Origin of the sequence: Rhizobium sp. BK591, assembly GCF_014195045.1 — a bacterium.
Classification (GTDB): domain Bacteria; phylum Pseudomonadota; class Alphaproteobacteria; order Rhizobiales; family Rhizobiaceae; genus Rhizobium; species Rhizobium anhuiense.
In genome coordinates this window covers 841,758-868,597 of sequence record NZ_JACIAZ010000003.1, presented here as the reverse complement: position 1 = coordinate 868,597, position 26,840 = coordinate 841,758, and the positions used below count along the sequence as shown (strand labels likewise).

Annotated in this window: 29 protein-coding genes, 1 tRNA gene and 1 pseudogene; 16 read left to right on the top strand and 15 right to left on the bottom strand. The window is 59.9% G+C overall.

Going from position 1 to position 26,840, the window contains the following annotated elements; genetic code table 11:
- The first annotated feature begins 63 nt into the window (after positions 1-63).
- The gene (locus FHX10_RS17630; protein ID WP_028758111.1) at positions 64-1,038 is read left to right on the top strand and encodes a mannonate dehydratase; all 975 of its coding nucleotides are present in this window, start codon (positions 64-66) and stop codon (positions 1,036-1,038) included.
- A gap of 30 nt (positions 1,039-1,068) precedes the next feature.
- The gene (kdgD, locus tag FHX10_RS17625; protein WP_028758110.1) at positions 1,069-1,995 is read left to right on the top strand and encodes a 5-dehydro-4-deoxyglucarate dehydratase; all 927 of its coding nucleotides are present in this window, start codon (positions 1,069-1,071) and stop codon (positions 1,993-1,995) included.
- Between the two features lie 147 nt (positions 1,996-2,142).
- On the opposite strand, the gene FHX10_RS17620 is transcribed toward kdgD, so the two are convergent.
- The 4 genes from FHX10_RS17620 to FHX10_RS17605 form a co-directional block, all read right to left on the bottom strand.
- Complete coding sequence (locus tag FHX10_RS17620; protein WP_097623139.1) at positions 2,143-3,216, bottom strand: ABC transporter ATP-binding protein; 1,074 nt, start codon at positions 3,214-3,216, stop codon at positions 2,143-2,145.
- Between the two features lie 26 nt (positions 3,217-3,242).
- Positions 3,243-4,091 carry a carbohydrate ABC transporter permease gene (locus FHX10_RS17615; RefSeq protein ID WP_003539503.1) on the bottom strand — a complete coding sequence of 283 codons (849 nt, stop codon included), beginning with the start codon at positions 4,089-4,091 and terminating at the stop codon, positions 3,243-3,245.
- Positions 4,084-5,022 carry a carbohydrate ABC transporter permease gene (locus FHX10_RS17610; RefSeq protein ID WP_047615059.1) on the bottom strand — a complete coding sequence of 313 codons (939 nt, stop codon included), beginning with the start codon at positions 5,020-5,022 and terminating at the stop codon, positions 4,084-4,086. Before FHX10_RS17610 ends, FHX10_RS17615 begins: the two co-directional genes overlap by 8 nt.
- 81 nt (positions 5,023-5,103) lie before the next feature.
- Complete coding sequence (locus FHX10_RS17605) at positions 5,104-6,408, bottom strand: ABC transporter substrate-binding protein (RefSeq protein WP_028758106.1); 1,305 nt, start codon at positions 6,406-6,408, stop codon at positions 5,104-5,106.
- A 202-nt stretch (positions 6,409-6,610) separates the two neighbouring features.
- On the opposite strand from FHX10_RS17605, the gene FHX10_RS17600 reads away from it, so the two are divergent.
- Genes FHX10_RS17600 through FHX10_RS17590 form a run of 3 tightly spaced genes read left to right on the top strand, consistent with a single transcriptional unit; the run spans position 6,611 to position 9,605 of the window.
- Entirely contained in the window at positions 6,611-7,810 is a 1,200-nt protein-coding gene (locus FHX10_RS17600) for an ROK family transcriptional regulator (RefSeq protein ID WP_184389937.1), read from the top strand.
- A gap of 34 nt (positions 7,811-7,844) precedes the next feature.
- Positions 7,845-8,945 (top strand): Gfo/Idh/MocA family protein, encoded by a 1,101-nt coding sequence (locus FHX10_RS17595; protein WP_184389935.1) that lies wholly within the window; start codon positions 7,845-7,847, stop codon positions 8,943-8,945.
- 18 nt (positions 8,946-8,963) lie between these two features.
- Complete coding sequence (locus tag FHX10_RS17590) at positions 8,964-9,605, top strand: ThuA domain-containing protein (protein WP_184389933.1); 642 nt, start codon at positions 8,964-8,966, stop codon at positions 9,603-9,605.
- 229 nt (positions 9,606-9,834) lie between these two features.
- Here FHX10_RS17590 and FHX10_RS17585 read toward each other — a convergent pair whose 3' ends face one another.
- On the bottom strand, positions 9,835-10,311 hold the full coding sequence (locus FHX10_RS17585; protein WP_063475544.1) for a DUF2938 domain-containing protein: 477 nt from the start codon (positions 10,309-10,311) through the stop codon (positions 9,835-9,837).
- Between the two features lie 110 nt (positions 10,312-10,421).
- Positions 10,422-10,946, bottom strand: coding sequence for a MarR family winged helix-turn-helix transcriptional regulator (locus FHX10_RS17580; RefSeq protein ID WP_184389931.1), 525 nt, complete (start codon positions 10,944-10,946; stop codon positions 10,422-10,424).
- Positions 10,947-10,990: 44 nt separating this feature from the next.
- On the opposite strand from FHX10_RS17580, the gene FHX10_RS17575 reads away from it, so the two are divergent.
- Positions 10,991-12,484 (top strand): FAD-dependent oxidoreductase, encoded by a 1,494-nt coding sequence (locus FHX10_RS17575; RefSeq protein ID WP_184389930.1) that lies wholly within the window; start codon positions 10,991-10,993, stop codon positions 12,482-12,484.
- 173 nt (positions 12,485-12,657) lie between these two features.
- On the opposite strand, the gene FHX10_RS17570 is transcribed toward FHX10_RS17575, so the two are convergent.
- From FHX10_RS17570 to FHX10_RS35190, 3 genes are all read right to left on the bottom strand, one after another.
- Positions 12,658-12,939 carry a hypothetical protein gene (locus FHX10_RS17570; protein WP_028758099.1) on the bottom strand — a complete coding sequence of 94 codons (282 nt, stop codon included), beginning with the start codon at positions 12,937-12,939 and terminating at the stop codon, positions 12,658-12,660.
- A complete protein-coding gene (locus tag FHX10_RS17565; protein WP_164735986.1) occupies positions 12,939-13,109 on the bottom strand; it encodes a hypothetical protein in 171 nt (56 codons plus the stop codon). The genes FHX10_RS17570 and FHX10_RS17565 overlap by 1 nt, the downstream gene beginning before the upstream one ends.
- Positions 13,110-13,230: 121 nt before the next feature.
- On the bottom strand, positions 13,231-13,488 hold the full coding sequence (locus FHX10_RS35190; RefSeq protein WP_028758098.1) for a DUF982 domain-containing protein: 258 nt from the start codon (positions 13,486-13,488) through the stop codon (positions 13,231-13,233).
- Positions 13,489-13,950: 462 nt separating this feature from the next.
- On the opposite strand from FHX10_RS35190, the gene FHX10_RS17555 reads away from it, so the two are divergent.
- Entirely contained in the window at positions 13,951-14,778 is an 828-nt protein-coding gene (locus FHX10_RS17555; protein WP_028758097.1) for a nickel-binding protein, read from the top strand.
- Between the two features lie 172 nt (positions 14,779-14,950).
- Here FHX10_RS17555 and FHX10_RS17550 read toward each other — a convergent pair whose 3' ends face one another.
- A complete protein-coding gene (locus FHX10_RS17550; protein ID WP_047615776.1) occupies positions 14,951-15,244 on the bottom strand; it encodes a DUF982 domain-containing protein in 294 nt (97 codons plus the stop codon).
- Positions 15,245-15,561: 317 nt separating this feature from the next.
- Between FHX10_RS17550 and FHX10_RS17545 the strand changes: the two genes are divergently transcribed.
- Positions 15,562-15,744 (top strand): hypothetical protein, encoded by a 183-nt coding sequence (locus FHX10_RS17545; protein ID WP_080759892.1) that lies wholly within the window; start codon positions 15,562-15,564, stop codon positions 15,742-15,744.
- Between the two features lie 529 nt (positions 15,745-16,273).
- Entirely contained in the window at positions 16,274-17,011 is a 738-nt protein-coding gene (locus FHX10_RS17540; RefSeq protein ID WP_184389929.1) for a hypothetical protein, read from the top strand.
- Positions 17,012-17,037: 26 nt separating this feature from the next.
- Here FHX10_RS17540 and FHX10_RS17535 read toward each other — a convergent pair whose 3' ends face one another.
- Together FHX10_RS17535 and FHX10_RS17530 are read right to left on the bottom strand one after the other, a co-directional pair.
- Entirely contained in the window at positions 17,038-18,531 is a 1,494-nt protein-coding gene (locus FHX10_RS17535; RefSeq protein WP_184389928.1) for an FAD-dependent monooxygenase, read from the bottom strand.
- Positions 18,532-18,861: 330 nt separating this feature from the next.
- Positions 18,862-19,032, bottom strand: coding sequence for a hypothetical protein (locus FHX10_RS17530; protein WP_179874667.1), 171 nt, complete (start codon positions 19,030-19,032; stop codon positions 18,862-18,864).
- A gap of 166 nt (positions 19,033-19,198) precedes the next feature.
- On the opposite strand from FHX10_RS17530, the gene FHX10_RS17525 reads away from it, so the two are divergent.
- On the top strand, positions 19,199-19,429 hold the full coding sequence (locus tag FHX10_RS17525; protein ID WP_184389927.1) for a hypothetical protein: 231 nt from the start codon (positions 19,199-19,201) through the stop codon (positions 19,427-19,429).
- Positions 19,430-19,500: 71 nt separating this feature from the next.
- On the opposite strand, the gene FHX10_RS17520 is transcribed toward FHX10_RS17525, so the two are convergent.
- Complete coding sequence (locus FHX10_RS17520; RefSeq protein WP_028758090.1) at positions 19,501-19,704, bottom strand: CsbD family protein; 204 nt, start codon at positions 19,702-19,704, stop codon at positions 19,501-19,503.
- Positions 19,705-19,993: 289 nt separating this feature from the next.
- Between FHX10_RS17520 and FHX10_RS35595 the strand changes: the two are divergent.
- Positions 19,994-20,196: pseudogene (locus FHX10_RS35595) on the top strand (hypothetical protein).
- Positions 20,197-20,559: 363 nt separating this feature from the next.
- Here FHX10_RS35595 and FHX10_RS17515 read toward each other — a convergent pair.
- Positions 20,560-21,396, bottom strand: coding sequence for a hypothetical protein (locus FHX10_RS17515; protein ID WP_184389926.1), 837 nt, complete (start codon positions 21,394-21,396; stop codon positions 20,560-20,562).
- A 102-nt stretch (positions 21,397-21,498) separates the two neighbouring features.
- On the opposite strand from FHX10_RS17515, the gene FHX10_RS17510 reads away from it, so the two are divergent.
- On the top strand, positions 21,499-22,194 hold the full coding sequence (locus FHX10_RS17510) for a hypothetical protein (protein ID WP_184389924.1): 696 nt from the start codon (positions 21,499-21,501) through the stop codon (positions 22,192-22,194).
- 306 nt (positions 22,195-22,500) lie between these two features.
- On the opposite strand, the gene FHX10_RS17505 is transcribed toward FHX10_RS17510, so the two are convergent.
- Positions 22,501-22,576 (bottom strand) — tRNA-Lys (locus tag FHX10_RS17505).
- Between the two features lie 230 nt (positions 22,577-22,806).
- Here FHX10_RS17505 and FHX10_RS17500 point away from each other — a divergent pair.
- From FHX10_RS17500 to FHX10_RS17485, 4 genes are all read left to right on the top strand, one after another.
- Positions 22,807-23,556 carry a cytochrome c biogenesis CcdA family protein gene (locus FHX10_RS17500; protein ID WP_184389923.1) on the top strand — a complete coding sequence of 250 codons (750 nt, stop codon included), beginning with the start codon at positions 22,807-22,809 and terminating at the stop codon, positions 23,554-23,556.
- A gap of 266 nt (positions 23,557-23,822) precedes the next feature.
- Positions 23,823-24,593 carry an SDR family NAD(P)-dependent oxidoreductase gene (locus FHX10_RS17495; RefSeq protein WP_184390016.1) on the top strand — a complete coding sequence of 257 codons (771 nt, stop codon included), beginning with the start codon at positions 23,823-23,825 and terminating at the stop codon, positions 24,591-24,593.
- Between the two features lie 111 nt (positions 24,594-24,704).
- The gene (locus FHX10_RS17490) at positions 24,705-25,499 is read left to right on the top strand and encodes a potassium channel family protein (RefSeq protein ID WP_047615041.1); all 795 of its coding nucleotides are present in this window, start codon (positions 24,705-24,707) and stop codon (positions 25,497-25,499) included.
- Positions 25,500-25,761: 262 nt separating this feature from the next.
- The gene (locus tag FHX10_RS17485; RefSeq protein ID WP_184389921.1) at positions 25,762-26,697 is read left to right on the top strand and encodes an MBL fold metallo-hydrolase; all 936 of its coding nucleotides are present in this window, start codon (positions 25,762-25,764) and stop codon (positions 26,695-26,697) included.
- Positions 26,698-26,840: the final 143 nt, after the last annotated feature.

The window sequence follows — 26,840 nt, the reverse complement described above, 5'->3', positions numbered from 1 at the left end:
CTCGACACTCTCCGAAATTCATATTATGTCATATGACATTGTGCAATTTCGAGAGAGACTCAAATGTATCTGGGAACACAGGTGGCCGCGCGGGATGACGACGATTATCGCATCTTCGCGCAACTGGGCGTGAAGCATATCAGTGCCGACCCGCCGGGAAAGCCGAGCAGTTGGACGCTTTCCGACATCGAGCGACATCGCGACAAGGTCGAGAGCTTCGGCCTGATCCTCGACATGATCCAGTTGCCCCTGCCCTCGCAGCCGATCGAGAAGGCGTCCTATCCCGATATCCTGCTCGCCGGACCTGATCGCGACCGGCAGATCGACGCCGTCTGCAAGATGATCGAGAATGTCGCGGCGGCCGGCATTCCCGCCGTCAAATATAATCTCAACCTGATCGGCATTCCGCGCACGCCGGACGAACCGGGACGCGGCGGCTCGCTGAACGCCAGCTTCCGCTGGGAGAAGACGGACCAGCAGGCCGCGCCCGGCCTTGCCGGCGTTCTCTCCGAAGACGAAAACTGGGAGCGGATCGACTATTTCCTCGAACGCGTCGTTCCGGTGGCCGAAAGCAATCGCGTCAGGCTCGCCTGCCATCCGCACGATCCCTATACGCCGCCGGGCTACCGCGGCGTCACGCGGGTGCTGGGTACGGTGGAAGGCCTGAAGAAATTCGTGCTGATGCGGGAAAACCCGTATCACGGCCTCAATTTCTGCCAGGGCTCAGTCGGCGAGATGCTCGAAAATCCGGGCGAAGAAATCGACGACATCATTCGCTGGTTCGGCCAACGCGGCAAGATCTTCAATGTTCACTTCCGCAACATTCGCGGCGGCAAGCTTTCGTTCATGGAGACCTTCCCGGACGAGGGCGACATGGACATGGTCCGCTCGGTCAGGATCTACAAGGAAGTCGGCTTCAAATACATGCTGATGCCGGACCATGTGCCGACCGTCAGCGGCAAGGACCCTTCCGCCACCGCCTTTGCCTTCTGCTACGGCTATATCGCGGCACTTCTGCAAGCGCTCGAAAGCGCCTGACAATTTTCAACAGGTCAAGAATAGGAATTCATGATGAACCCGATTGAATTGAAGAAGGCCGTCGGCAGTGGTCTCCTCTCGTTTCCGGTGACGCATTTCGACGATCAACTCAAGTTCGACGAAGCCAAGTACCGCCGTCATGTCGAGTGGCTTGCAGGATATGACGCGGCCGCGCTGTTTGCCGCCGGCGGCACCGGTGAGTTCTTCTCCCTCAATCCCGCCGAGATTCCACAGGTCGTCCGGGCCGCCAAGGCGTCGGCGGGCAAGACGCCGATCATCTCGGGAACCGGCTACGGCACGTCGCTGGCGATCGAGATCGCAAAGGCGGCCGAGAAGGCCGGCGCGGACGGATTGCTGCTGTTGCCGCCCTATCTGATGTTTGCCGAACAGGCCGGGTTGATTGCCCACGTCAAGGCGGTCTGCCAGTCGGTCGGCATCGGCGTCATCGTCTATAACCGCGACAACGCCATTCTTTCGGCCGAAAGCATTTCGCGCCTGGCGGAGGAATGCCCGAACCTGATCGGCTTCAAGGACGGCGTCGGCGATGTCGACAAGGTGATCGAGATCACCACCCTGCTCGGCGACCGTCTCGTTTATGTCGGCGGCATGCCGACCCACGAGGTCTATGCCCAAGCCTATTTTGCCGCCGGCGTGACGACCTATTCGTCCGCCGTCTTCAACTTCGTGCCTGCACTGGCCCAACGCTTTTACGGCGCCTTGCGCACCGGCGATCAGGCGACCGTCGACGAGATCCTGAAGAGCTTCTTCTTCCCCTTCGTCGCCTTGCGCAACCGCAAGAAGGGATATGCCGTCTCGATCATCAAGGCCGGCCTCCGGGTGCTCGGTCAGAATCCGGGGCCTGTGCGCCCGCCTCTGACGGATCTCACCCCGGACGAGCTCGCGCTGCTGGAGAAGATCGTCCAGGCCAACGGCGTCGAACGGATTGCGGCGGAATAATATATCGCGGCAGCAGGCGGCCGACGTCACGGCCGTCCGCACTCCGGCGGATCGCCATCCGCCGGAGTGCGCACCGATCATCCAACAATCAGCGCAAATTGAACATGCAAGGGGCTGCTATCGGCGATCTCCTGGGCCGAGGATTCGCTACAGCGCCACACCAGTGCCGCGATCGAAGACATGCACCTGATCGCTTGTAATACTCGCCTCGAAGACGGCGCCGTAACGGGCGGGATATTCGCCGTCGACGATGGCGGTCACCTGCTGGCCGGCGAGGTCGAAGACGACATGGGTCTGGGCGCCGGTGGGTTCCACCAGCATCGTGCGGCCGGCGAGCGGCGTGCCGGCTGATATGCCGGGAACGAGATGTTCGGGGCGCAGGCCGATGGTGATGGCCTGGCCGGGCCTGACCTTGCGGTCGGGGGCGATGCGGATTGCCGTGCCGTCCTCGAGGCGGGCGGCGGGTTCACCGTTTTCGCCGTCGACCGTGCCGTCCAGCATGTTCATCGCCGGCGATCCGATGAAGGCGGCGACGAAGAGATTGGCGGGCTTCCTGTAAAGTTCGAGCGGCGTGCCCTGCTGCTCCACCCTGCCCTGATTGAGCACGACGATGCGGTCGGCCAGCGTCATCGCTTCGATCTGGTCGTGGGTGACGTAGATAGAGGTCGTCCTGACCTTCTGGTGCAGCGTCTTGATTTCCGAGCGCATCTGCACGCGCAGCTTGGCATCGAGGTTGGAGAGCGGCTCGTCGAACAGGAAGACGGCGGGATTGCGCACGACGGCGCGGCCCATGGCGACACGCTGACGCTGGCCGCCGGAAAGCTGGGCCGGCTTGCGGTCGAGGAGCTCGGCGAGATCCAGCATGCGGGCGGCCTCCGCCACCCGGGCCTCGATCTGGGGTTTGGCAACGCCGGCGAGCTTCAGATTGAAGCCCATGTTTTCAGCCACGGTCATGTGCGGATAGAGCGCATAGGACTGGAAGACCATGGCGATGTTGCGTTCGCGCGGCGTCATGGCGTTGACGACCTTGCCGCCGATGGCGATCTCGCCATCGGTGATCTCCTCGAGGCCGGCGATCATCCGCAGCAGTGTCGATTTCCCGCAACCGGACGGCCCGACGAGGGCGACGAATTCCCCATCCTCGATATGAAGCGAAATGCCGTGGATGACGTCGACGGCGCCATAGGTCTTGCTGATATCGGTGAGTTCAACGGATGCCATGATTGCAGCTCCAATGGTGGTTCGGCTCAGGACTTGACGGCGCCGGCTGTCAGACCGGCGATGATGTGTCTCTGGGCGACGAAAAAGACGATGATGGTGGGAAGGATGGTCAGCGTGATGAAGGCCAGCACCAGCTGCCATTCCGTGCCGTATTCGCCGCGATAGACCATGATGCCGAGCGGCCAGGGATATTTCGATTCAGAGTTCAGCATGATCAGCGGCAGGATGTAGCTGTTCCAGCTGCCGACGAAGGAAATGATGCTGACGGTGGCGACGATCGGCCGGGAAAGCGGCAGCGAGATATGCCAGAAGAAGCGGAGATAGCCGCAACCGTCGACGAAGGCCGCCTGAAACAATTCTTCCGGAAGGTTGCGGAAATAGTTTCGAAACAGCAGGATGCTCATGCCAAGGCCGAAGGCCACCTGCGGCAGCACCACGCCCCAATAGGTATCGAGCAGGCCGAGATCGCGGATGCGGATGAAGAGCGGCAGGATCGCGGTCGCCGCCGGAAACATCAGGCCGAGCAGGAAATAATTGAGCAGGAACGACGATCCGAAAAACCGGACATGGGCAAAGGCGAAAGCCGCCATCGACGAGACGATCAGCGTCAGGAGGACGGTGAGCGACGCGATCACCAGCGAATTGCCGATCTGCAGCCAGTAGCGCTCACCGAAAAGAATATCGGTATAGTTCGCCCATTGCCACTCCGTCGGCAGGCCGAAGGGATTGGTGCGCAGGTCACCCAGCGTCTTGAAGCCGCCGAGTGCGGTCGTCAGCAGCGGCACCAGCACGATTGCGGCAATCAGGCTCAGCGACACGTAGAGATAGACGCGCGTGGACGTGCTCATGCGGATGGAAGAGCTCATATCAGTCATGGCGCATGAAAATCCTTTTGTAACCGAAGGCGAGCGTCACGCAGATGACGAAGAGCACGACACCGACGGCGCTGCCGAGGCCGACCTGCATGCGCATGACGCCATAGGTGTAGAGGAAGGTGACCATCGTCTGGGTGGAGTTGGACGGCCCGCCGCCGGTCAGCGGCATGATCATGTCGAAGAGCTGCAGCGAGCCGACGACGGCAAAGAAGATCGAAAGACGCAAGGTCGAGCCGAGCAGCGGCAGCGTGACGTAACGGAACTTCTGCCAGCCGGTGGCGCCGTCGATTTCGGCGGCTTCCAGCACGCTTTTGTCGACCGATTGCAGGCCGGCGATGAACAGCATCATGTGGAAGCCGAAATATTTCCAGACGATGACCCCAAGCACGGCATAGATCGCCACATCCTTGTCGGCGAGCACATAGGGGTTGGCGAAGCCGAAGAAGTTGGAAACGGCGGCAAACAGGCCGTAATCGCCATCATAGACGAAGCGCCAGATAAGACCCGCGGCAACGTCTGCCAGCACGTAGGGCAGGAAGAAGATCAGGCGGTAGCCGACGACGCCCGGAATGCGGTGCGCCAGCATGGTCGCCAGCCAGATGGCGAGCGGCACCTGGATGCAGATCGAGATGACGATGATCAGGCCGTTATTGACCAACGCCTGGGTGAAAGCCGCATTTCGAAACAGAACCTGGAAATTGCGCAGCGCGATGAACTCGGTCGGCGTGCCGTAACCATTCCACTTGTAGAGGCTGTACCAAGCCGCCTCGCCCATCGGCATGATGACGAAGAGGGTGAAAAGCAGCAGCGCCGGCGGCAAAAAGATCAAAAGCACCGTCAGCCGGTCATGGGCGACCGAACTCCTGCTGTTTGCGGCTTTTCTTGCCGGCCTTGCGGCCGTCGTTATCGATGGGACTGAGATATTGGCCATGGTTCCTGCTTTCGCATCTCGTCGGCAGCAATCCCGGCGCCCGCTTTCAACAGGAGCGCCGGGAGGATCTGCAGGCGCTGGTTATTGTTCCAGTTCGAAAGCGTCCTGGATCATCTGGGCGCCGTCCTTGGAATTCATCTGACCGGAGACGATTTCCACCGACACGTCGTTGACAACACGGCCAACGGCCGCGCCGAGATCCTGGTCGAAATAGTTCTGATGCCAGGTCGAGCCGGCAAGCTGTTTTGCCGATTCGGCAAGCAGCGGGTTGGTGACGCCGTCACCGGCGCCGACGGCAACGGGCAGCAGCATGCCGGCCTTGGCCATCGCCCGCTCGTTGTCCGCACTCGTCAGGAAAGCGAGGAAATCGATCGCTTCCTTGGAGGCCTTCTTGGTGACGGCCCAGCCGTTCAGACCGCCGAGCGTATCCGTCGGCTTACCGGCGCCGCCATCGACCGCCGGGAAGGCGAAACGGCCGATATTGTCGGGTGCGAGGCCCTTGCCGTCGCCGGCATTCTTGCGCTGATTGGCCTCGGTATTTTCAAAGCCGAGGATGATCGCAGCCTTGCCGTCACCGAAAACGCCGAGCGCCTGCGGCCAGGTCGAACCGAGATAGCCGGGCTGGAAAGGTTCGAGCTTTCCGAGTTCGGCAAGATCGTCACCAGCCTTGATGATCGCCGGATCGAGGAAACCTTCTCCCTGTCCCGTCTTGGCCGCTTCGAAGACCTTCTGGCCGCCTTCGCGCATGACGAGATAGCTCCAGTAGAAGTGGATCGGCCACTTCTCACCGCCGCCGCCGGCGATCGGCACGATGCCCGCCGCCTTGATCTTCTTCACCGTGTCCAGAAAATCAGCCCAGTTCTTGATGTCCTCGGCCTTCACCCCGGCCTTGGCGAACAGTTCCTTGTTGTAGAAAAAGCTGACCAGACCGACCTTGTAGGGAATGGCCCAGGTCTTGCCGTCGAATGTCAGGCCGCTGACCGAAGCCGGGCTATAAGCGCTGCGCAGCTTGCCGCCATCGGCATCGAGTGCCGCTGTCACATCCTGGAGCGCGCCGGTCTCGGATTGCTGCTTCAAGACTCCGCCGCCCCAGCTGAAGAAGAAATCCGGCACGTCGTCGGACTGCAGCAAGGTCGGCAGCTTGGCCTTAAAGGCCTCGTTTTCGAGAAACTGCATCTGGATGTCGACGTCGGGATGCTGGGCTTCGTATTTCTTGACGATGTCTTCCCAGGCCGCGACGTATTTGGGATCGAGCTCGAGATGCAGCCACTTGACCACCGTCGTCGCCGAGGCCGCACCTGCCCCGGCCAGCAACATGCCGGCGGCCGCGGCCATGGATGCGATGCGTCTGCCGCCGAGACCGGCGCTCTTCAACATAAAATTCATGATTTTTCCTCCCAGGGGCTTGTCCTCACAATTTTTCCCCTATGCGGATTAATTCAACGGAGCTTTGACGCAATGTCAACCCAATGCCTGTATTTTTATCAAATGCGCTTGACAGAGCCGCCGAATTGCCCGCTATTTATTTCGTAACCCGTTAAAAATATTTGGGTCCCGACCCAACGAAACGATCGCCTGGCTAGACCCAATGAAGACCGCAGATCCAGAATTAATGCGCGCGATCAATCGCTTGAACGTGCTCGATACCGTCCGGCGCCATGGTCCGATCTCGCGTATCGAGATCAGCGAGCGCACCGAACTCTCCACCACGACCGTTTCCGCCATCACTGCCTCGCTGCTCGACGACGGGCTGATCCTGCCGCGTCATGAAGGCGATATCCGCAACGAGGCGGTGCGTGGGCGCCCGCGGGTGATGCTGGAACTCAATCCCGATGCAGCCCGCGTGGTGGGCGCCAAGATCGCCGCCAACCGGATGGTCTTCGTCGTCACCAATTTCCGCGGCGACGTGCTGTCGAAGCTCGCTCTGCCGATCCGCATCGACCGGCAGCCGATCGGCGTCATCGCCGATCTGGTCGAGGATGGAGTGAGGCGCTGCGTCGTCGATGCCGGGCTGTCGCTGGAGGATGTTGACAGCGTCTGCCTCGGCTTTCCCGGCGTCATCGAGCACCGCACCGGCTACATCAGAAGCAGCCCGATCTTTCGCGACACCAATGTCGATTTCGCCGCCGAGATGTCGGCGCGGCTTTCGACGCCGACCATTGTCGAAAGTGACGCCCATGCCATCACGCTTGGCCATCACTGGTTCGGCAAGGCACGCGATCTCGAGGATATGGTGCTGATTTCGCTGGAACAGACGCTGGGGCTCGGCGTGTTGCACGGCAACAGCCTGTTTCGCGGCGCCGGCGGTCTCAGCCACAATCTCGGCGACCTCGTGCTCGGCATGGGGCCAAATGGCGTCGTGCGGCTTTTCAGCCAGGCCGGCGAAAGTGCCATCCTCGGCGAACAGCAGGCCGACGGGCGTTTTGCCGAAGCGATCCGCCTCGGTCGCGGCATGAACCATGCCCAGGCCCTGATCAAGGCCGATGACGACCGGCTGATCAGCGCCGCCATCCGCGCCGGCGGAGCGGTCGGATTGACGATTGCCAACATCGTCACGCTGTTTGCGCCGCCGCGGGTCATTCTTGTGGGGTCGAGCCTGGCGCTCGGCGAACCCTTCCTCAACAGCCTGCGCGATGCCTATGCGCTCGCCATTCCGCCGTCGCTGCGCGGCGTGAGCGAACTCGTCTTTGACGATTCGAGCGATGATTTCTGGGCGCAGGGTGCGGCTGCGGTGGCGCTCTACGAACTCTACGAATCGCCCTGGAACACGACAGGGCCGGCGCTCTGACGGGCGGCACAATCAAGATTGAATGGAGGAGTTCATGGACAAAGTCGGTATCGGCATCATCGGATGCGGCAATATTTCTGGCGCCTATCTCACGGCGATGGCGTCCTTCCCTATCCTGGATATTCGCGGCGTCGCCGATCTCAACCGGGAGCTGGCGGAAGCAAAAGCTGCGGAATTCAACATTCCCGTCAAATCGGTCGAGGAGCTTTTCGCCGACCCCAAGGTCGAGATCATCGTCAACCTGACGATCCCGAAGGCCCATGTTACGGTGGCGTTGCAGGCGCTCGAGGCCGGCAAGCACACCTATTCGGAAAAGCCGCTCGGGATTAATTTCGCGGAAGGGAAAAAATTGGCGGAGGCCGCCAAGGCCAGGAATCTGCTCATCGGCGCTGCTCCCGACACCTTCCTCGGTGGCGGCCACCAGACGGCCCGCGCCTTGATCGACCAGGGCGTCATCGGCCAGCCGGTCGGCGGCTCAGCCACCTTCATGTGCCCGGGCCATGAGCGCTGGCATCCGAACCCGGCCTTCTTTTACGAAGTCGGCGGCGGGCCGATGCTCGACATGGGCCCCTATTACATCACCGATCTCGTCAATCTTCTCGGACCTGTAGCGCAGGTTGCGGGTTTTGCGACGACGCCGCGATCGGAACGGCTGATATCAAGCGAACCGCGCAATGGCGAGCGCATTCCCGTGCATGTGCCGACCCATGTTGCCGGCATGATGGCTTTTGCCAACGGCGCCGTCGTCCAGATCGCCATGAGCTTCGATGTCGCTGGCCACAAGCATGTGCCGCTCGAAATCTACGGAACGGAGGGCACGCTTCTTGTGCCCGATCCGAACAAGTTCGCCGGCCCGGTGGAATATCTGAAGAAGGGTGGTTCGTTCGAGGACCAGCCGGTCACAGCGCCTTATGCCGACGGCAATTATCGCTCGCTCGGCGTCGCCGACATGGCGCATGCGATCCGCTCCAACCGGCCGCATCGGGCCAATGGCGATCTGGCGCTGCATGTGCTCGAAGTCATGGAAGCGTTCCATACCGCAGCCGCGACCGGCCGGACAGTGGCGATCACCACGGCAACGGAGCGCCCTGCCCCCTTGTCCGATTCCATCGTCGACGGACGACTGGCGAAATAAGATTCAGGAGGAAAGACTATGCGTGAAGCACTGATCGTCTGGGGCGGCTGGAGCGGGCATGAGCCGCAGGAATGCGCCGAAATCATCAAGACCATGCTCGAGGAAGACGGTTTCAAGGTCTATCTCGAACACGGCACCGAGGCGCTTGCCGATCCTTCCGTCCATGATCTCAGCCTCGTCGTGCCGATCATGACGATGTCGAAGATCGAGAAGGAGGAGGTGAAGAACCTCGCCGCGGCGATCGAAAGCGGCGTCGGCATTGCCGGCTATCACGGCGGTGCGGGCGATGCCTTCCGCGATTCCGTCGACTATCAGTTCATCATCGGCGGCCAGTGGGTGGCTCACCCCGGCAACATCATCGATTATACCGTCAACATCACCCGACCCGACGACCCTCTCGTCGAAGGGATCGCCGATTTCCCTTATACGTCAGAGCAATATTACATGCATGTCGACCCCTCGAACGAGGTTCTGGCGACGACGAAATTCACCGGCGAGCACGCCTACTGGATCGACGGCGTCGTCATGCCGGTCGTCTGGAAACGGAAATACGGCAAGGGCCGCGTCTTCTATTCCTCGCTCGGCCATCAGGCCAAGGAGTTCGACGTGCCCCAGATGAAGACCATCTTCCGCCGCGGCGCCGACTGGGCGGCGCGGTAAGGCGAGGCTGTCTGGGGAGACCTTTGGCAAGGGCTCTGCTTCGCCCCATGATCGCCGCCTGCCCTTTATCCGCCTGCCGGCACCTTCTCCCCGCTCGCGGGGCGAAGGGACATGCCGCAACCTCTCCGTCCCACCTCGCTCTCGCAGGGCACGTCCCCTCTCCCCGTCCTTACGGGGAGAGGGTTAGGGTGAGGGGCAGCCCTTAGGCCGGACCAAACCGACCCCGCGCTCACCCTATGATCAGCGCAGTCCCATAAAGCCCCAATGCAAACACCGTATGAGCCAGCAGATTGAAGCAGCGGACCTTGTTCGGGGTCGGGTGTTTGGAGGCCGCCCAGCCGATGCCGAGGCCCGGCTGCAGCAAGAACCACCCTGCCCCGACGGTGACGATGCCGAAGATCCAGGCGGGAAGAAATGTCGGGGCCGCCAGCCAGGCCGAGCCCATGATGATGGCAAAGATCATCCCATAGAGAATGCCGACGGCGTAATGGCTGATCCAGCCGAGCGCCAGTTCATTGGCATAGGGCTCGGCATCGGCGATGCTGTCGTGAAAGACTTTGCCGCGGCGAAGGTGCCAGAACCATCGGCCGACCGGTGCCCAGTTGGGCGCCGCTTGGCCGAACTGGGTGAGCAGGATCGCCCAGAGGTCCATGAGGATGGTTGCGCCGGCGCCGATCAACAGGCCGCGCCACAGAATATCGAACATTGGGAATCACCGGAAAGCGTTGCGATTGCAGGAGGCTACAAAACCATTGCAGACGCATCGGCGCAATGGCTCCGGTGAATTCACCGCCACATCAAGCAAGGATTCCGAGGTTAACCCGGTTGCGGTCCGCCCTCGCCCTGCGTTTCCCCCGCGCTGCTGCCGATATCGCCGCTGATATCCTTTGCAAACTTCCGCATGAGCCGCACGAGTTCATTGAAGTCCTGCTCGTCCCAGGTCTCGAAGATGGCGCGGCCGATCCTCTCGCGGGCGACATCGATGCGATCGGTCATTGCCTTGCCCTTGGGGCTGATGACCGCCTCGCGCACGCGCCGGTCGGCGGCACTGCCGCGGCGCTCCACCAGATCGAGGCTTTCGAGCTTGGCGACCTGGCGGCTGACGGTGGTGTAGTCGCGTCCGGCGCGGTCGGCGAGTTCGACGACCCCGATGGGACCGAGCCGCTCTATCGTGACCAGCAGCGGAAACAGGGCGCGATCGAGCGAAATGCCCGCCTCGCGGACCATCTGCTCGTCGCGCTGCGGGCGGTTCATGACGCTGACGATCTCGATCAATGCTCCATGCAACTCGCGCAGCTTCTCGCTTATATGTGTATTTTGCACATTCTTTGTTGACGCCATGCCGATTCTCCTATTATGTGCATAATACACATATGGAGAAAGCAATGACAGAGAATTCGACAGTCGACGTGCTGATATCGGGCGCCGGTGCGGCTGGCCTGACGCTGGCGATCGAGCTCGCGCGGCGCGGCGTATCCTTCCGCCTGATCGAGAAATTGAACGACCCGTTCCGCGGTTCCCGCGGCAAGGGCATCCAGCCGCGAACCCAGGAAGTCTTCGAGGATCTCGGCATTCTCGACCGGATCGTCGCACTCGGCGGCGCCTATCCCCGGCAACGGGAATATCGCGATGACGGCAGCTTCAGCGAATCCGACGCCGTGGTGGGTGAGGAGCCGACGCCTGCCGAGCCCTATCATCTTCCGCTGATGGTGCCGCAGTTCCTCACCGAAGGCGTGATGCGCGGGCGCCTGCTGGAGCTTGGCCACCGGCCCGAATTCGCCAGCGATCTCATCGGCTTCGAACAGGATGAGGCCGGCGTGACTGCGCGGCTCAGGAGCACATCCGGCGAAGAGACCGTCCGCGTGCGCTGGCTGATTGGTGCCGACGGCGGCCGCAGCTTCGTGCGCCATGCGCTCGATATCGGCTTTCCCGGCAAGACGCTCGGCGTGCGCGCCATCGTCGCCGATGTCCTTCTAACCGGACTGGATCGCGACGCATGGCATCGCTTCGGCCAAGGTGACATGCAGCGGCAGATTGCGATTTGCCCGCTCGCCGGAACGGATCTGTTCCAGATCCAGGCACCCATCCCGCTCGAAGGCGAGGTCGATCTTTCCGCGGCAGGCTTGTCCGCCCTGGTCAAGGAGCGCAGCGGCCGCGACGACATCGAGGTCCAGTCGGTCTCATGGGCTTCGGCCTTCAACATGAATGCAAGGCTTGCCGATCGCTACCGGCTGGGCCGCGTCTTCCTGGTTGGCGATGCCGCCCATACGCATCCGCCGACCGGCGGACAGGGTCTCAATACCAGCGTTCAGGACGCCTATAATCTCGGATGGAAACTGGCGGCGGTCGCAGCGGGCGCCCCCGACGCGCTGCTCGACAGCTATGAGGAAGAGCGCCGCCCCGTCGCAGCGACGATGCTCGGTCTCGCCACCAGTCTTCTCGACGCTCTCAAACGCGGCGAGATGCGGCGCGGCCGCGAGGTCCATCAACTCGACATCGGCTACCCCGAATCCTCCTTCGCGCTGGAAAAGCCGGAGCGACATGGCGGCCTGCTTGCGGGCGACCGTGCGCCGGATGCGCCGATACGTGGCGCCGCCGGCCAGCCGGTGCGTCTGTTCGAGCTGTTCAAGGGCGCGCATTGGACGCTGCTCGGCTATGAAGTGCAAGCCGCCTTGCCGCCGCGCACAGGCCTGCACATCCACCGGATCGGGCGAGGCGGCGATCTGATAGACGACGGCGGCCATTTCCGGGACGCCTATGCCCCCACAGCAGGCGACTGGGTGCTCGTGCGTCCGGACGGCTATGTCGGCGCCATCGTCGCCTCCGCGGATGTGTGGGCGCTGGAGGCCTATCTCGCGAATGTCGGCCTGACGGGATAGGCGCCAATTCAAAGAGGCCCGGGGTCATCGCCGGGTCCGATAACAGGCGGCGCGGAGCCCCGGCTGCGGGAAAACCGCCGCGATCGCGGACGAGCCGGATGTGTGCGCCTATGCGGGTTTTTCGGAACGGGCGCATGTCACGCGGCCGATTGGCGCTCCGGATCGCCTCCGTTTCAGAGGGCGTCGCGCTCGTATCGCGGCGTCCAACCGCGGGCCATTCCGCGGCTCATCATGCTTTCCGCCAGCGCCAGTTGCTGGCGGAGATGTTTGCAGTCGTCGAGCAGCGAGCGTATCGCCGCCTTGGCATTGTCGTCATGCCAGGCAAGCACGGCTTCGACTTCCCAAGCCTGATCGGGCCAAGCTTGATCCGACGAGGCTTGATCAGGCCCAGCTCGGTCGGACAATGCCTGTTTCGTGCTTGCGCGATTGGGTTCCAAGATCGTTGCCGGCTGCATCAGTTCAGCGCCAGCGGCAATTGAACCGGACGCGGCAAAGGCGGCAGCGGCCGGCTGAGTTCGACCTTCTTCTGCCAGGCGGCACGCCGCAGCTGATCCCGCTCGCGCGCTGCGCGGGACGCTTCGACAAGCGCAAGGGCGTTGGCGATCACCTGTTCCGTATGCGTCATGATCATCTCCAATGTTCCTGTTTTGTTCTAAAATAGAACTTTGGCCGAAGAAGTCAAGCGCTGGGGTGATTTCGGGTTCGGGACGGGCGTATCAAGCTGGCGGCTTGGGCGCGGCAGACATTCAGTCCGCAGCCTCTATAACGGCGATGCCCGCCTCCTGCGCCGCCCGGATGAATGCCGCCCGCACTTCGTCGGGCGGGAGATCGCCGATGATCGCATCCAGGCATGACTTGACGGCCTCGAGATAATCTTCGCCGTCATCGACGGGCCAGTCGTGCAAAAGCGTACGCGCGGCGTCCCACACAGAGTTGATAACGGCATAATGACCGAGCCCCATCGAGGCCAAGCCGACCGGTCGAAAATGTGCCGTCTGTCTCACTTTGCTACAGCTTTTCCCAATTTCGGTGGAGCTTATGAGTGCGATGCAATTTGCGTGCCGTTGCCAGGCTAGGTACAGCCGAAGCGCGTTGCACGGATTTGATGTTGGAACAGACGTGTCTCTCCATCCCTTCAGTCTCCCGGCCCTGCGGTGTCCCGGCCCGCCAGATCTCCCGGCGTCCTTGAAGATGAAACGCCTGAAGCCTGCTGAACGGCCGCCAGAGTCCTGCGATCAGCCACTAATCGATCAATTATGGTAAAAATCGGGTTCACATCCAGGGTTGACTGATTAAAACTCAAACATCTCCTTTCTATACTCCAAATGGTTTACAGCAACGCCATGTTTTTCTGGAAGAAAGAGCATTTATGATCATTCCTTGACTGTGCCATAGATGGACGGAGTTGCCTCGAGGTCGTACAATGCCGTCCATCTCTCACGCGGCGGATCTGGGAGGAGCGCGCGATGCCTATCTTCATGGACCGGCACTATCTCGAGGGAACGTCAGCCGCCGACGTCGCCCGGGCGCATCGCATGGATCTCGACATTCAGGATCGGTACGGCGTCAAGTTCCTCACCTACTGGTTCGATCAGCGGCGCGGAACCGCCTTTTGCCTGGTGGATGCGCCGGACGCGGAAACCGCGCAATGTGTGCATCGCGAGGCGCACGGCTTCGTCGCCAACGAGATCGTCGAGGTCGCCTTGTCAGCCGTCGAGGCTTTCCTCGGCCGCATTCACGATCCTGAGCCGGCGCCCGGCCAATCCTCTGTCGACGTGGATCCCGGCCACCGGGCAATCCTGTTTACCGATATCGTCGGCTCGACCGCGATGACATCACGCCTCGGCGACCGCATGGCGACCGAAATGGTCCGGGCTCATGACGCAATCGTGCGCCGGTGCCTCAGCCAGAATTCAGGCCGGGAAGTGAAGCACACCGGCGACGGCATCATGGCGGCCTTTGCCACGACGGCTGCAGCGGTGGAATGCGCCATGGCGATTCAGCGCGAATTCGATCGTTACAACGGCGGAAACGCCGAGCCGATTCATATCCGCATCGGACTGGATTGCGGCGAACCAGTGGAGGACAGCAATGACCTTTTCGGCTCGACCGTGCAACTTGCCGCGCGTCTCTGCGCAGCAGCCTCCAGCGACCAGATCCTCGTCTCGGAGAATATTTTTCGGGAATATGGCGCCGCCGATCTTTTCGGTCACGCAACGCGCCGACGGCTCAAAGGGTTTTCGAAGCCTGTGCTGGCCTTCCGATGCGACTGGGCCAGTGCGGGCGCGGCCTAAGTCTGCTGAGAACCGACAACCGCCTGCCTCTTACAGGTGCTTGTCGCGGTGCTTTGTGGCCAAGAAATAGGCGATGGTCAGATCCGTAAATACCGAGACCAGAACGCGCCGCAACTGATGTTACGGCGCGCCCTCGCCTGCGGGATAGGCCCGTTGACGAGCCTATATCTTGCTAAGCATTGCCGACAGTTCGCTCGTTCATCAGCCGCTCGAATTTGGGGGCAGCCTCGACGTTTGCCAGCACGCCCGACATTTTCAGAAAACGCCGAAAATTCTCGCGCGTGGCGCTCAGCGGGAAACGGCCGCTGGCCGTATCCCTGCACGCCTTCAACAGCGTGTCATATGCCAAACCTCGTTTGTCCTCCGGCCATTCGTCCAGGAAATCCAGGATTTCATCGAGGCACGTGATTTCATCGATGAAATGCTTGCGATGAAGCAAAACCGGGTCAAACCGAGTTGAAGACATAGTATCCTCCCATTTATAATACTTTTTATGCTATAAATTTACTGAAAAAACGTGTTTAATTCAAGTCAAAATTGGTTACGTCACGCTCAAAACGCCATTGAAACTACTTCCATAATGGCAGAATAGCCCGATTAGATTAAAGAAGAATAGATTTGAACATCAATCGAGCCTCGACGCATCACGAAGTGAGATCGATTGATCAATGTAACGAATGCTTCAGATCAAGTGAGCGTGATCAAGCCGGCCGGAAGTTTTCGTATAGGCTCGTATTGGCATAATAGGTTGCGACCATGACAATCTCGCAAGGAGAAGTTCAAATGAACCGATTTCTTTCATTTGTAGCCGCCGCAGCGCTGCTCGGTACATCCACGATTACTTCTGCCTGCACGTCGACGGCAAGGCCCGACAACCAGGATTTTCAATATCAACGCGATAGCTCGATAAACCCTGCCTGCGCGGGTGGATTCAGACCCGGCAATGCGCGCTCGTGCAGCTATTGAAGCACAGACGGCCGACATTCGTTCAACGCTTCGCTGCTGAGATTGTCTAACCGCCGAGGCGCAAGCAGCTGCTGAACCCCGCTTTGCAAGAAAACAGCCGTTGAACGACTGCGTCGCGAGAGAAGGCGCGCTGCAGCAATCGGAATGGTTAGGGAACCGCAAGCCCCGCCCCGCATTACGTCATCGGGTCACGGTTGGCTCGATTTAACAGGAGAACGGTTCCCCATGAACAATTTGATCTGGCTTGTCGGCGCTGTCGTTATCGTACTCGCGATTTTGAGTTTCTTCGGCTTTCGCTGATCGTCGCTGATGTAAACATGGCGGCTCGACCGCGCTTTCTCCGCCCGGCGATTCCGCCGAGTGCAACTGCAATGTCTTTTGCATTTAATTAGGAAGCGTCGAGGTCATCGAACGGCCGCCGTTTCTTCAACAATCCACAGAATGCCGAGTAAAGAGTGCATATCACCCCCTTCGACTTCCTTTACAATCCGTCGTTTCGGCCTCCGAGGCAGATCGCAAGGGGAACTCGATGGATCGTCTTATTGGCGCAGATGAAGCGGCTCAATCGGAGAAACGGGCTGCAAAGGCGGATCAACGGGATGGCCCTGCTCGGGATGTTACGACCATCAAACTCGGCGACTGCCTGCTGGGATACAAGGTCGTACAGCGACGCATGCGGGTCAGCCGCTGGAACCATTTCCGGGGCCGGGTGCGCGAGTTCGAAAAACTGATCAGGCATCGTCACGGCGACATCGTGCCGGAGGCGGATGACGCATTGATCTACGTCGAGGTGATCGCCAGCCTCGCGTTCGTCGAATTCAGGCAAGAGTTCGTCGACGTGGTGCTTGGCTGGTCGGCGCGCTGGCTTCCATGGGCTGGAAAAGCCGATATAGAGGACATCATCTACGAGCGGACAAAGGTGCGTTTTTCCTCGTTGTCCGCCGACGCTCTCGGTCATGCCCTGCATCTGAGTTACTCAGAGCGGAGCGCGCTCGACATTCGCACCATTGGTGCATTCGATGTGCCGAAGCGGAAAAGAACAAAACTTCAAAACGAAAGGCGGCGGCAGCGGGACCGAGCCCGAAAAGAAGAGCGACGGCGTGCGGCAGGCGCGCTGCCCAGAGCTGACTATCTTGCCAACGCCCTTAGCCAAGCGCGCCCCTGGGAGGCTTTCGGCATCAGCCGTCGCACCTGGGAACGCCGCGGCAAACCGATGCCCGAGCCCGAGACGATTTTGGATTGCGGTTCGATTTCGCTCGCCGCATAGGCCAACAGCTCACGAATTCTCGGTCCTTAGCCGGCTGGTCCGAACCAGCTATTCATCGCATCTTGCAGACCATCCTGCGTCCCGTCACCCACCCACGCCACGTAGCCATCGGGCCGGATCAACACCGCGGCCGGCGCGGAAACAATGCCCAGCGCGGGCAGTTCCCATGCACCATCACATCGGGCATCGACCAACGTGACGCGGTCCGACCACGGCGTGATGTCGACGCTGCCGGGTGCGCCGAAATTCACGAGCGCTGGCCGTGCATTATGGAGGAGCGTAAAGAGACGCAAAGGACCATCCGGCGTGGTGAGCTCAAGGTCAGGCATGCGGCGGCCGAGCAGCGGATGGCCTTTGCCGAGATCGTAATGAATCGCCAGTCCGGACATCTCGGCCGCGATCCTTTTGCGAGGCTCCTCCATGCCGAGGAGCTCCGTTATCATCTCACGCAAGGCTTCCGTTCGATCGTCCGTCCGTTGCAACGCGACCTGCGCCATCGTCGCCCGCAACACCCGGGCGGCCACCGGATGCCGTTCGGCGTGGTAAGTATCGAGCAGGGCTTCAGGCGACATTCCTTTCACCACCTGGGCCAGCTTCCAACCGAGATTGACGGCATCCTGCACACCGGTATTGAGGCCTTGTCCGCCCACCGGAGAATGCACATGGGCGGCATCGCCGGCCAGGAACACCCTGCCCTTGCGGTATGCCGCCGCCTGGCGTGACATGTCGGTGAATCTGGAAATCCACTTGAGACTATGGATGCCATAATCTGTCCCGCATGCGGCAATCAGGGCTTCCTTGAGATCGCTGAGCGTCGGCTCGCCCGTGCCGCCGACCGTCTTTTCCGTTACCATGACATTGATCGGGCCTTCACTGGCAAAGACGACCTTGCCGTCGCGAATTTCATATTCCTCCCGGCCGAAGGCATGCATGCCAAGGGCCGTGCGATGGATGCCCAATGGCGGCTCCTCCTCCATCTCGGCTTCGGCGAGAATGTGGCTGGTCGTCGCATCCCATCCTGGAAATTCTATGCCGGCAATCTTGCGAATCAGACTGCGGCCACCATCGCAGCCGACGAGATAACCTGCCCTGAGCGAGGCGCCGCCGGAGAGTTCGATGGTGATGCCGATATCGTCCTCAGCAAAACCCGTAACATCACGGCCGCGATAGATCGGCACCGCCAGCTCCTCGACCCAGCCGGCCAGAATGCGCTCGATATGCTTCTGCCGCAGCGCCAGCCCGTAATTGTGCCGGGTCGGAAAATCGCTGATATCCAGACGCGTGACCGCAAATCCGGTAACCTGGGCGATCTGGCCTTCGGCGAGGAACCGGTCGACGATCCCACGCTGATCGAGAACCTCGAGCGTGCGCGCACTCAAACCGCCGGCCCGCATACCGGCAAGATCCTGGTTGGGACGGCGTTCGACGATCGCCACGTCGACGCCTGCCAAGGCCAACTCGCCTGCCAGCATCAGGCCTGTCGGACCTGCTCCCGATATCACGACGACATGTTCTTTCATCCGCAAACTCCCCTGGGCCTGGTGTCCCAATGCAATATCTCAAAGCCTCGGACAGGCGGCTTCTTCGCAATCCAAATGATCCCACCTACGTGCCGATTTTCTCTGTCGCAGGTTGTTCTCCCTATAATATTATCTTCTGACTGGTTGGAACGACTTGCGACAGGATTTCCGGCTTGCTTTCCAAAGCCATGTTGGTCGCCACTTGCGGATCTTTTGCCGGGGAGCGCGGGCCTTTCAACACGACCTGACCAGGTGCGCGCCGGATCTGGCAAGCACCTTTCCCGGTCATCATTCCCACGGCGGTCAATCCATTAACTGGTACAGCGCATCTCACTGCGGAGCCGTGGCTTTTTCCGGAATCGTCTCGGCTGCCGGTCGCTCGGACGGATCGGCGGGATGGCCATAGAGCGTGTAGACGGCGCCGGCTAGAATGCCCAAGACGAGAAGAGCGATGACGTACAGCATCATTCCGCGGATGGCCGTCTTCGGTGTCTTGTCCATCAGGATCTCCAAGATTGCTCAGCGGTCAAATTCACCGCGGGCACTTTTGGTTCCGGCGTAGCTTGCTCAATCTTTCCGTGGAGGTTGTTCAAGCGAGCAGCTACTCACGGAACGATCAGGTCCGGATCTGGTTTACCCCAAGACCCTGGTTTCTATGGAGGTCACCATGTGGGCAATCCTGATCGGAGCCGCTCTCATCATCGGCGGACTTCTTTTTCTCTTTACGTCGGCGCTTCGTCGAAAACCGAGTAATCCGCATCAAATGCTGCCGCAAGGCAGCACCACGCTGGAACCGCGGCGCCAAGGCCTCAGATTCCTCGGGATATCCCAAAACTGGCCAGCCCTGGCGGTTATCGCAATCGGCGTACTTCTCTTGGCTTTCGGTGGATATTCGTGACATCCGAGCGCCGTTGATCGCCGTAGCTCCTTCGGCAAAAACCCGGCTTTCGCCGGGTTTTTGTTCAGGCACTACCAAGTCTGGCGACCGGTCCAATCATCGATGTCGCGTTTGATCCGGTCCTTTTCGATGCCATACCGCTCCTGGATCTTGCCTTCCAGCTGGTCGCGCTTGCCGGCGATCTGATCGAGATCATCGTCGGTGAGTTTGCCCCACTGCTCCTTGATCTTGCCTTTCGCCTGCTTCCAGTTTCCTTCGATCCGATTCCAATCCATGGTCGATTTCTCCTCTTTGCTGATGAGAAGAAAACGGACCGCGGTGGAAGTTGGTTCCTGAGTCTTCAGCAGATTTCCGCGAAGCTCCATCCTGCAGCAGAGACGGGAATGCCCAGAAAAATCCGGCTTCTGCATATGTGTGGAGCGGGCCGAACGAGAACTAGTTGCGAGATGGGACAAGGACCTATCCCGACAATGGGGGCGGACCTCACGACCTTGTGTCTCCCTTCACCCGGTTAAAAAGGAGATGTTCCATCCTCCCATCGATCCGAAGGAAGCGAGGGCGATCATGATCCGATCCCAGATAGCCTACGCACAAACCGCGTATTGAGCGACGAAGAAGTCTCCCTCTGCCAGAGAGTGTTTGCCCACATCAGCTCGATGCGACAAATCACAACAGACACCGAGCGCGAAGATCCGGCTCGGCGCGTTATCCATTCGTACCAGCATGGGGTGAAGGACGAGGGCGCGTTAATGCGACTATTGATCTAGTTCGCGGCAGCTATCTTGAGGACTAGAATTGGTGAGAGCGTCGGAGTTCGAACCGGAGACTTACTGATCAAAAATCAGTGCGATTCCAGTCCTATCAGCGATTTGAATCCATGTATTGCTTTGTATTTGTTGTTCTTTAGAGAGTGATATAGTGCAGCGTTTTTCGGCTATGTTATAACCGAGACTGCGCAAAAATCTTAGCCTGTACTGATTGGTAGAGCATCACATCTCCGCCTCAGCGCTCAACAATGACAGCCTGCCGGAAAGTCGGCATCAAGATTATATCGCTTCCGGCCTCCTCCCTATCGTTGGCAGGACTGGATCGAGAAGGCATGAACGCGCGATCTAAGCTGCTTGGAATTCTTATCCGCCGTCAACTCCACTGGGCGCGATGGAGAAGGCGTAACGAAAAGGCCCCTTGGCAAGGTAGCCATGCGGCGGAATTTCGAAATTCATTTCAATAATCTCATTGAACGCCGTTAGCGGTTCAAGCTTCGCAGCGATCTCGGCCAGCTTTTGTTTGAAGGGTGACGCAATAGCCCCGAGCGATTCGACGGATGATTTCGCATCTAGCAGATATGAAATGCAGTCGGTGACAGTCCCGTATGCCGACCGTTTGGTACTGTAGTGCAGTTCTCCTAGATTTTCGTTGTTAATAGATAGGGATCCCGTACCAATCACAGCTGAAATATAATCGGTCGTCTGAATAAGGCCCGCGAAGATACGGTCCTGCTGGGAAGAGTTATCAGTCTCCATCACTGGCCATATTTCGTTTTTGGCAAGCTCCTCCTCAAGGCAGAACAATAAGCTAGAGAAGCAAAGGTTGAGAATTTTTTGTGGTTTGTTGGACTTCAAGACCGACACAAGCTGCGGAGTTACGTAATATCCGACACGGAAAACGCGAAATTTAAGGTCAGCGCAGATTTGGACGACTTCTTCAAGAAATTGGTACTTAACATCGTCGCAATGATCCGGAAACAGCTTTGATGCGTGGATCACCGGCAGCTCAGGAAATTCGTTTGAATCGCCGAGTACCTTCCCCACCGCCTTGTAGTATCGACTTCTGAATGTCCTATGGATGTCGGTCGGGATCAGCACGCCGGTCAGCGATACACACTTTTTGCGCCGCGACGTCTCTCCGTTGCGATGGGTATTAGGGTCTATGTACTGCTCGTCCATGTACAAGAATTTTGTAGCCATATCAGCAACGTACTGCGGCGCTGCCTGATTCGGAAGGAAATGCGGAACATCCCGCTATGCCGCGCGGCGATAGTCACAAACGAGGATTTACGGAGGACAGCAATGGCAGAATTTCTAGCATCGTTGAAGGAGCTGGCTGCGTGGCCGGGCAGTGAATTTTGGGCGGCAATCATCGGCGCTGTTGTCGGTGGCTTAATAACGCTCATAGCCCAGCGACAGGAGCAAAAGGCGTCTCGACAGGAGCGTGCAGAGGATCGAAAGATCGAGGCTAAGGGCCAAGCCTATTCTCTCTTATTCAAGGTTATATCCATCCACGCCTCATTCGCACACATTAAGGCCCACGTCGATGAGCGCCTGGAATTCGGGAAGAGTGTAAAAACTGAACAGGTTTCCGCGATTTTGTTACCGATAGCAAATCCACCTTCTCCAATAGATTTTGCTCCTTCCGAAATGGCGATGTTGCTTTCCCTCAAGGACGACGAGGTTTTTAACGCACTAGCTTCTCTCGACAAAATCCATAACTCGATTATCCCCGCATGGACGATGTACGAAGCTAGACGTTCTTCAATCGCTTCGCAGGGGGAAGATCACACATTTGACGGTTCCGACGGCAAAGGCCAATTTAACGTCAGGCGGGGTAGTCACCTCGAGGCGATGATGTTCGAAGTAGAGGCCGTAGCAAAAGAGCTTGTGCGCCGTGCGAAACAGGATTTCGCCGAAGCGAACAATGCTCTCACCAAGCTTGTGCCACTGCTGAATGATCGGTTGCAACTAGGTGTGAATGTTATAGGGACGTGACCTCTACACCCGTTCTGAGAATTACCCGGGACAGGCCGCTGCCGTAGTAACTAGACCCGGCTCATGGCGCAAATCAAAACATTGTGGCCACTAGCGGCCATACAGTTGTGACCCGCAAAGATGCTGCAAAACAAACTGACGGTGCGGGCCGCTTGATTTACCAGCGCGAGTGATTTTTCACGCAGGGGACATGGGGACGAAAACAATGATTTGAGCAAAGCAACATCAGGATTGCGCAAAGATTCCGATGTGCCAGAGGTGACCTTTCGGTCAGCATTCATATCCTATTGGTCTATCAGAATTTGTTGGTGAGAGCGTCGGGGTTCGAACCCGAGACCTACTGATTAAAAGTCAGTTGCTCTACCGGCTGAGCTACGCTCTCCCTCTCCGCGGGTGTGACCACCCCGGCTGGAAGTGGGCGGAACATAGGCAGGTGACCCATTGTGGTCAACCGAAAAATTTGCCTTTTTCCGACGGTCGGCACATTTCTTGCCGGCGCAAGACGGATGTCTCGCGTGCAAAGACAGATTTCTTGCGCGCGCAAAAAGGTGATTGGCAATCCCGGGCCTGCAAAGCTAGGAACATCACGCAGATTGCAGCCGGAGAGAATGCGTGTCGATTGCCGATATTTCCCTGTGGAGCGCGCTGATTGCCGGGGCGCTTTCCTTTCTGTCGCCCTGCGTGCTTCCCCTCGTCCCACCCTATCTCTGCTATATGGCCGGCATCTCCGTCGAGCAGTTCCGCGGCGGCGGTGCGGTTGTGGTCGCGCCCGGTGTCAGGCGCAGCGTTTTCTTCTCCGCACTCTTCTTCACGCTCGGCTTTGCCACTGTCTTCGTGGCGCTCGGCGCCGGCGCTTCCAGCATCGGCATGGCGCTTCGCCAGCATCTCGACCTCCTGTCGAAGATCGGCGGGCTGATCATCATCGTCATGGGGCTGAATTTTCTCGGCCTCTTCCGAATCGGACTGCTGACCCGCGAGGCGCGCTTCCAAGGCGGCGGCAAGCCGGCGACGCTGACGGGCGCCTATATCATGGGCCTTGCCTTCGCCTTCGGCTGGACGCCCTGCATCGGGCCGGTGCTCGGCGCCATCCTCGGCGTTGCCGCCTCGCGCGAGACGGTCGGCTCCGGCGCCGGGCTGCTCGCCATCTATTCGCTCGGCCTTGCCATCCCCTTCTGGATCGCCGCCGGCTTTTCCGGCGCCTTCATGCGCTTCCTGTCGCGCTTCCGCCGCCATCTCGGCACGGTGGAAAAGGTGATGGGTCTCTTCCTGGTGCTTACCGGCCTCGCCTTCCTGTTCGGATGGGTCAGCAATGTGGCGATCTGGTTCCAGCAGACCTTTCCGGTCCTGATGAAGATCGGCTAGGCCACCGGATACCGATTTTCCAGGTCGTGTGGGTGGCGGTATCGGAAGCCGCCGCGAGATCGGCTTCGTCGCTTCCTCCCGCGCCGTCGGTCGTCGTGTGCAGGATCAGACGGGCAATGCGGATTTTTGCGGGGGCCTATCGGGGAAAGTGTCCCACGTTGCGGGATCGCCCATTGGTCAAGGGGACGCTCCTCAGCATGTTGAGAATATCTGGCATCCGCACGCCGACGCTGTCATAAATTGATTTCATCGAGGGAGGCATGATGATGCAGAAGAACGCGCCGGACTTCAGCCTTGAGGGCAAGGTGACTTTGGTGACGGGAGCGAGCCGTGGCATCGGTCGAGCTTGCGCACTTGCCTGTGCCGCAGCAGGTTCCGATATTGTTTTAGGGGTCCGCGATGTCGCAGCGTCGGCGGGCCTGGTTGCCGAACTCGAAGGCACAGGACGAAGAGTTCTCCCTGTTGAACTGGACATTCCCAACAAGGCCCATATCGCGCAGGCCGTCGACGCGGCGCTTGCTACGTTCGGTCGGATCGACGTCCTCGTCAACAATGTCGGGGTGGCTCCGGGCAATCTCGCAGAACTCGTCGAGGAGAAGGACCTTGACGAGATACTCGATGTCAACATCAAGGGCACCTTTCTGATGACGCAGGCTGTGGGCCGCCAGATGATCAAGCGCAATGGGGGCCGGATCATCAACATCAGTTCACAGGCCGGTACCGTGGCACTGCGCGGCGAGGCAATCTATTGCATGAGCAAGGCGGCAATCAATCACCTCACCCGCTGCCTTGCCGCCGAATGGGCAGCCTATAATGTCACCGTAAACACCGTATCGCCAACGTTCATCCACACGGATGGCACAGAACCTTTTCTGTCCGATGCCGACAATCGCAAGGCGACGCTCGATCACATTCCGCTCGGCCGGATCGGCGAAACCGATGATGTGGTGGGTGCCGTCGTCTTCCTGGCATCACCGGCTGCGAGCCTGATCACCGGCGCGAACCTGCTGGTGGACGGTGGATGGTCCGTCGCCTGAGGCGAGGCGGAACCTGCAGCGCAAACCTTGTCCAGACGAGAACAACGATTTCCCCCGACAAGGATCTCTTCGGCGACTTGCGGACGCCGATGAGGGATCTACATTCCCTGGATGAAAATCTTCGAATCCGGCGACGGCTCTCAGCAGAATTCGCTCCGTCAGGTGCTGCGAAGGCTCGATAGGGCCGACGGCAGACAGGCGGTCGCCTTTCGGCTGGTATTTGCTGCCATTGACGTTGCCATTCTCGCCTTCTTCCTGCTCGGCCCGTACCTGCGATCAGGTCCGTCCTATCTGATTATCGACTATGCGATAGCAGTGTGGATCGCCGCCGAGATGGTCGGCCGGGCGATCGCCGCATCCTCTGTGCGCGAGTGGCTTCGGCGGCCGATGACCTGGATCGACTTCGTGGTGCTGGCCACGCTGTTGCTGCCGGACCTGCTCTTCAATTTCGCTTTCCTGCGGATCATGCGGTTCTGGGCGATCGGCACGAGTCAGCTGCTCAAGGATTTGCTGCGCAAGGCCGGCTATTTACACCTTCTCGACGTCGTCCGGGCGGTGATCAATTTCCTTGTGTTCCTCTTCATGGCAACCGGGTTCGTCTATACGTCCTTCTTCTACAACAGGGAGGGAGGCGAAGGATTCGTCGATGCGCTATATTTCACGGTCGCGACGGTGACGACGACGGGATTTGGAGACATCACGCTCCCGGGAACGCTGGGCAAGCTCACTTCCGTGGTGACGATGATCGTCGGCATCTCCCTATTCGTCAGGCTTGCTCAGGCAGTCGTCCGGCCTCACAAAGTGACCTTTGCCTGTCACCGATGCGGCCTCCAGCGCCATGACGCCGACGCCGTTCATTGCAAGGCGTGCGGAGACGTTTTGAACATCCCGGACGAGGGATCGTGACCGTCGCCCCTGGCGAGACGATACGGCAGGCATTTGTGGCGAGCCCATTCCCAGGCTTGCCGCGTTCGCTGATCTGATCGACTCCGCGCTCGTCCAGCACGCCGCCGGCAGTAAGAAGCGAGGCCCGCACCTATTCGGTGGTATGGCTTGCCCTGTCCCTCGGCCCCACCCGCCCTTATCCCTCGACCCAATCGATCGCAAACACGCCTCCATGTAGCGTCGTCGATGCCGTGTTTGAGGCGGCGGTCAGAAGGAGACGAACATGAACCTTGAGACAAAGATGAGCCTGGAAAACACCGCACACACCGGCAGACCTCGGCTCGACGAATTGGTTCCGTCGCGCTACGCGGTGCAGGTCGGCGAGATTGAGGTGCTGGTGATCAGCGATGGCGTGCTACCGCTCCCAACCGCGATGCTGGGACACAACATCGATCCCGCCGTCCGAGCGGCCTGGCTGAAAGACATGTTCCTGCCGCCGGACGCTTTGGATTGGGCGCTGAACGTGGTCGTGGTGCGCAGCGGCGACCAGACCATACTCCTCGACGCCGGGCTGGGGCTCGACCCGGACTTGCACCTGCCGCGGGCCGGGCAACTGATCAAGCGACTGGAGGCCGCCGGCATCGATCTCGCGTCGGTGACCGACGTGGTCCTGACCCATATGCATATGGACCACATCGGCGGACTGCTCGTCGACGGGGTGAAGGAGCAACTGCGTCCGGACCTGCGGATCCACGTGGCGGCCGCCGAGGTCAAGTTCTGGGAGGCGCCCGATTTCTCCCGGGTCTCCATGCCGCCGGGGTTCCCGGACGCGCTCCGGGCGACCGCCAAGCGGTTCGCGGAGGAATATCGCAGCCATCTCAGGCTGTTCGATGATGAGTACGAGGTGGCGCCGGGCGTGGTCGTCCATCGCACCGGCGGCCACACGCCCGGGCACAGCGTGATCCGCCTGGCGTCCGGCGGCGACCGGCTGATGTTTGCCGGCGACGCCGTGTTCGCGGTCGGGTTTGAACATCCGGACTGGTTCAACGGCTTCGAACACGACCCCGAGGAGGCGGCGCGCGTTCGGGTCCGCCTTCTGCGGGAACTGGCGGAGACCGGCGAGCAACTGGTGGCCACTCACCTGCCGTTCCCCTCCGTCGGCCGGGTGGCGGTCGACGGCGACGCCTTTCGCTGGGTAGCGGCCTTCTGGGACTACTGATCGGTTGTTCGGTTGGTCGTAGAGCGTGTACTCAATGAGTACACGCTCTATCGATTTAGTTTACGCAATTCCGGACGCAAAACCGCTACACACTTTTGCTGGAATTGCTTAAGTCAGAACCTGACCCGCCGATCATCCCCTGC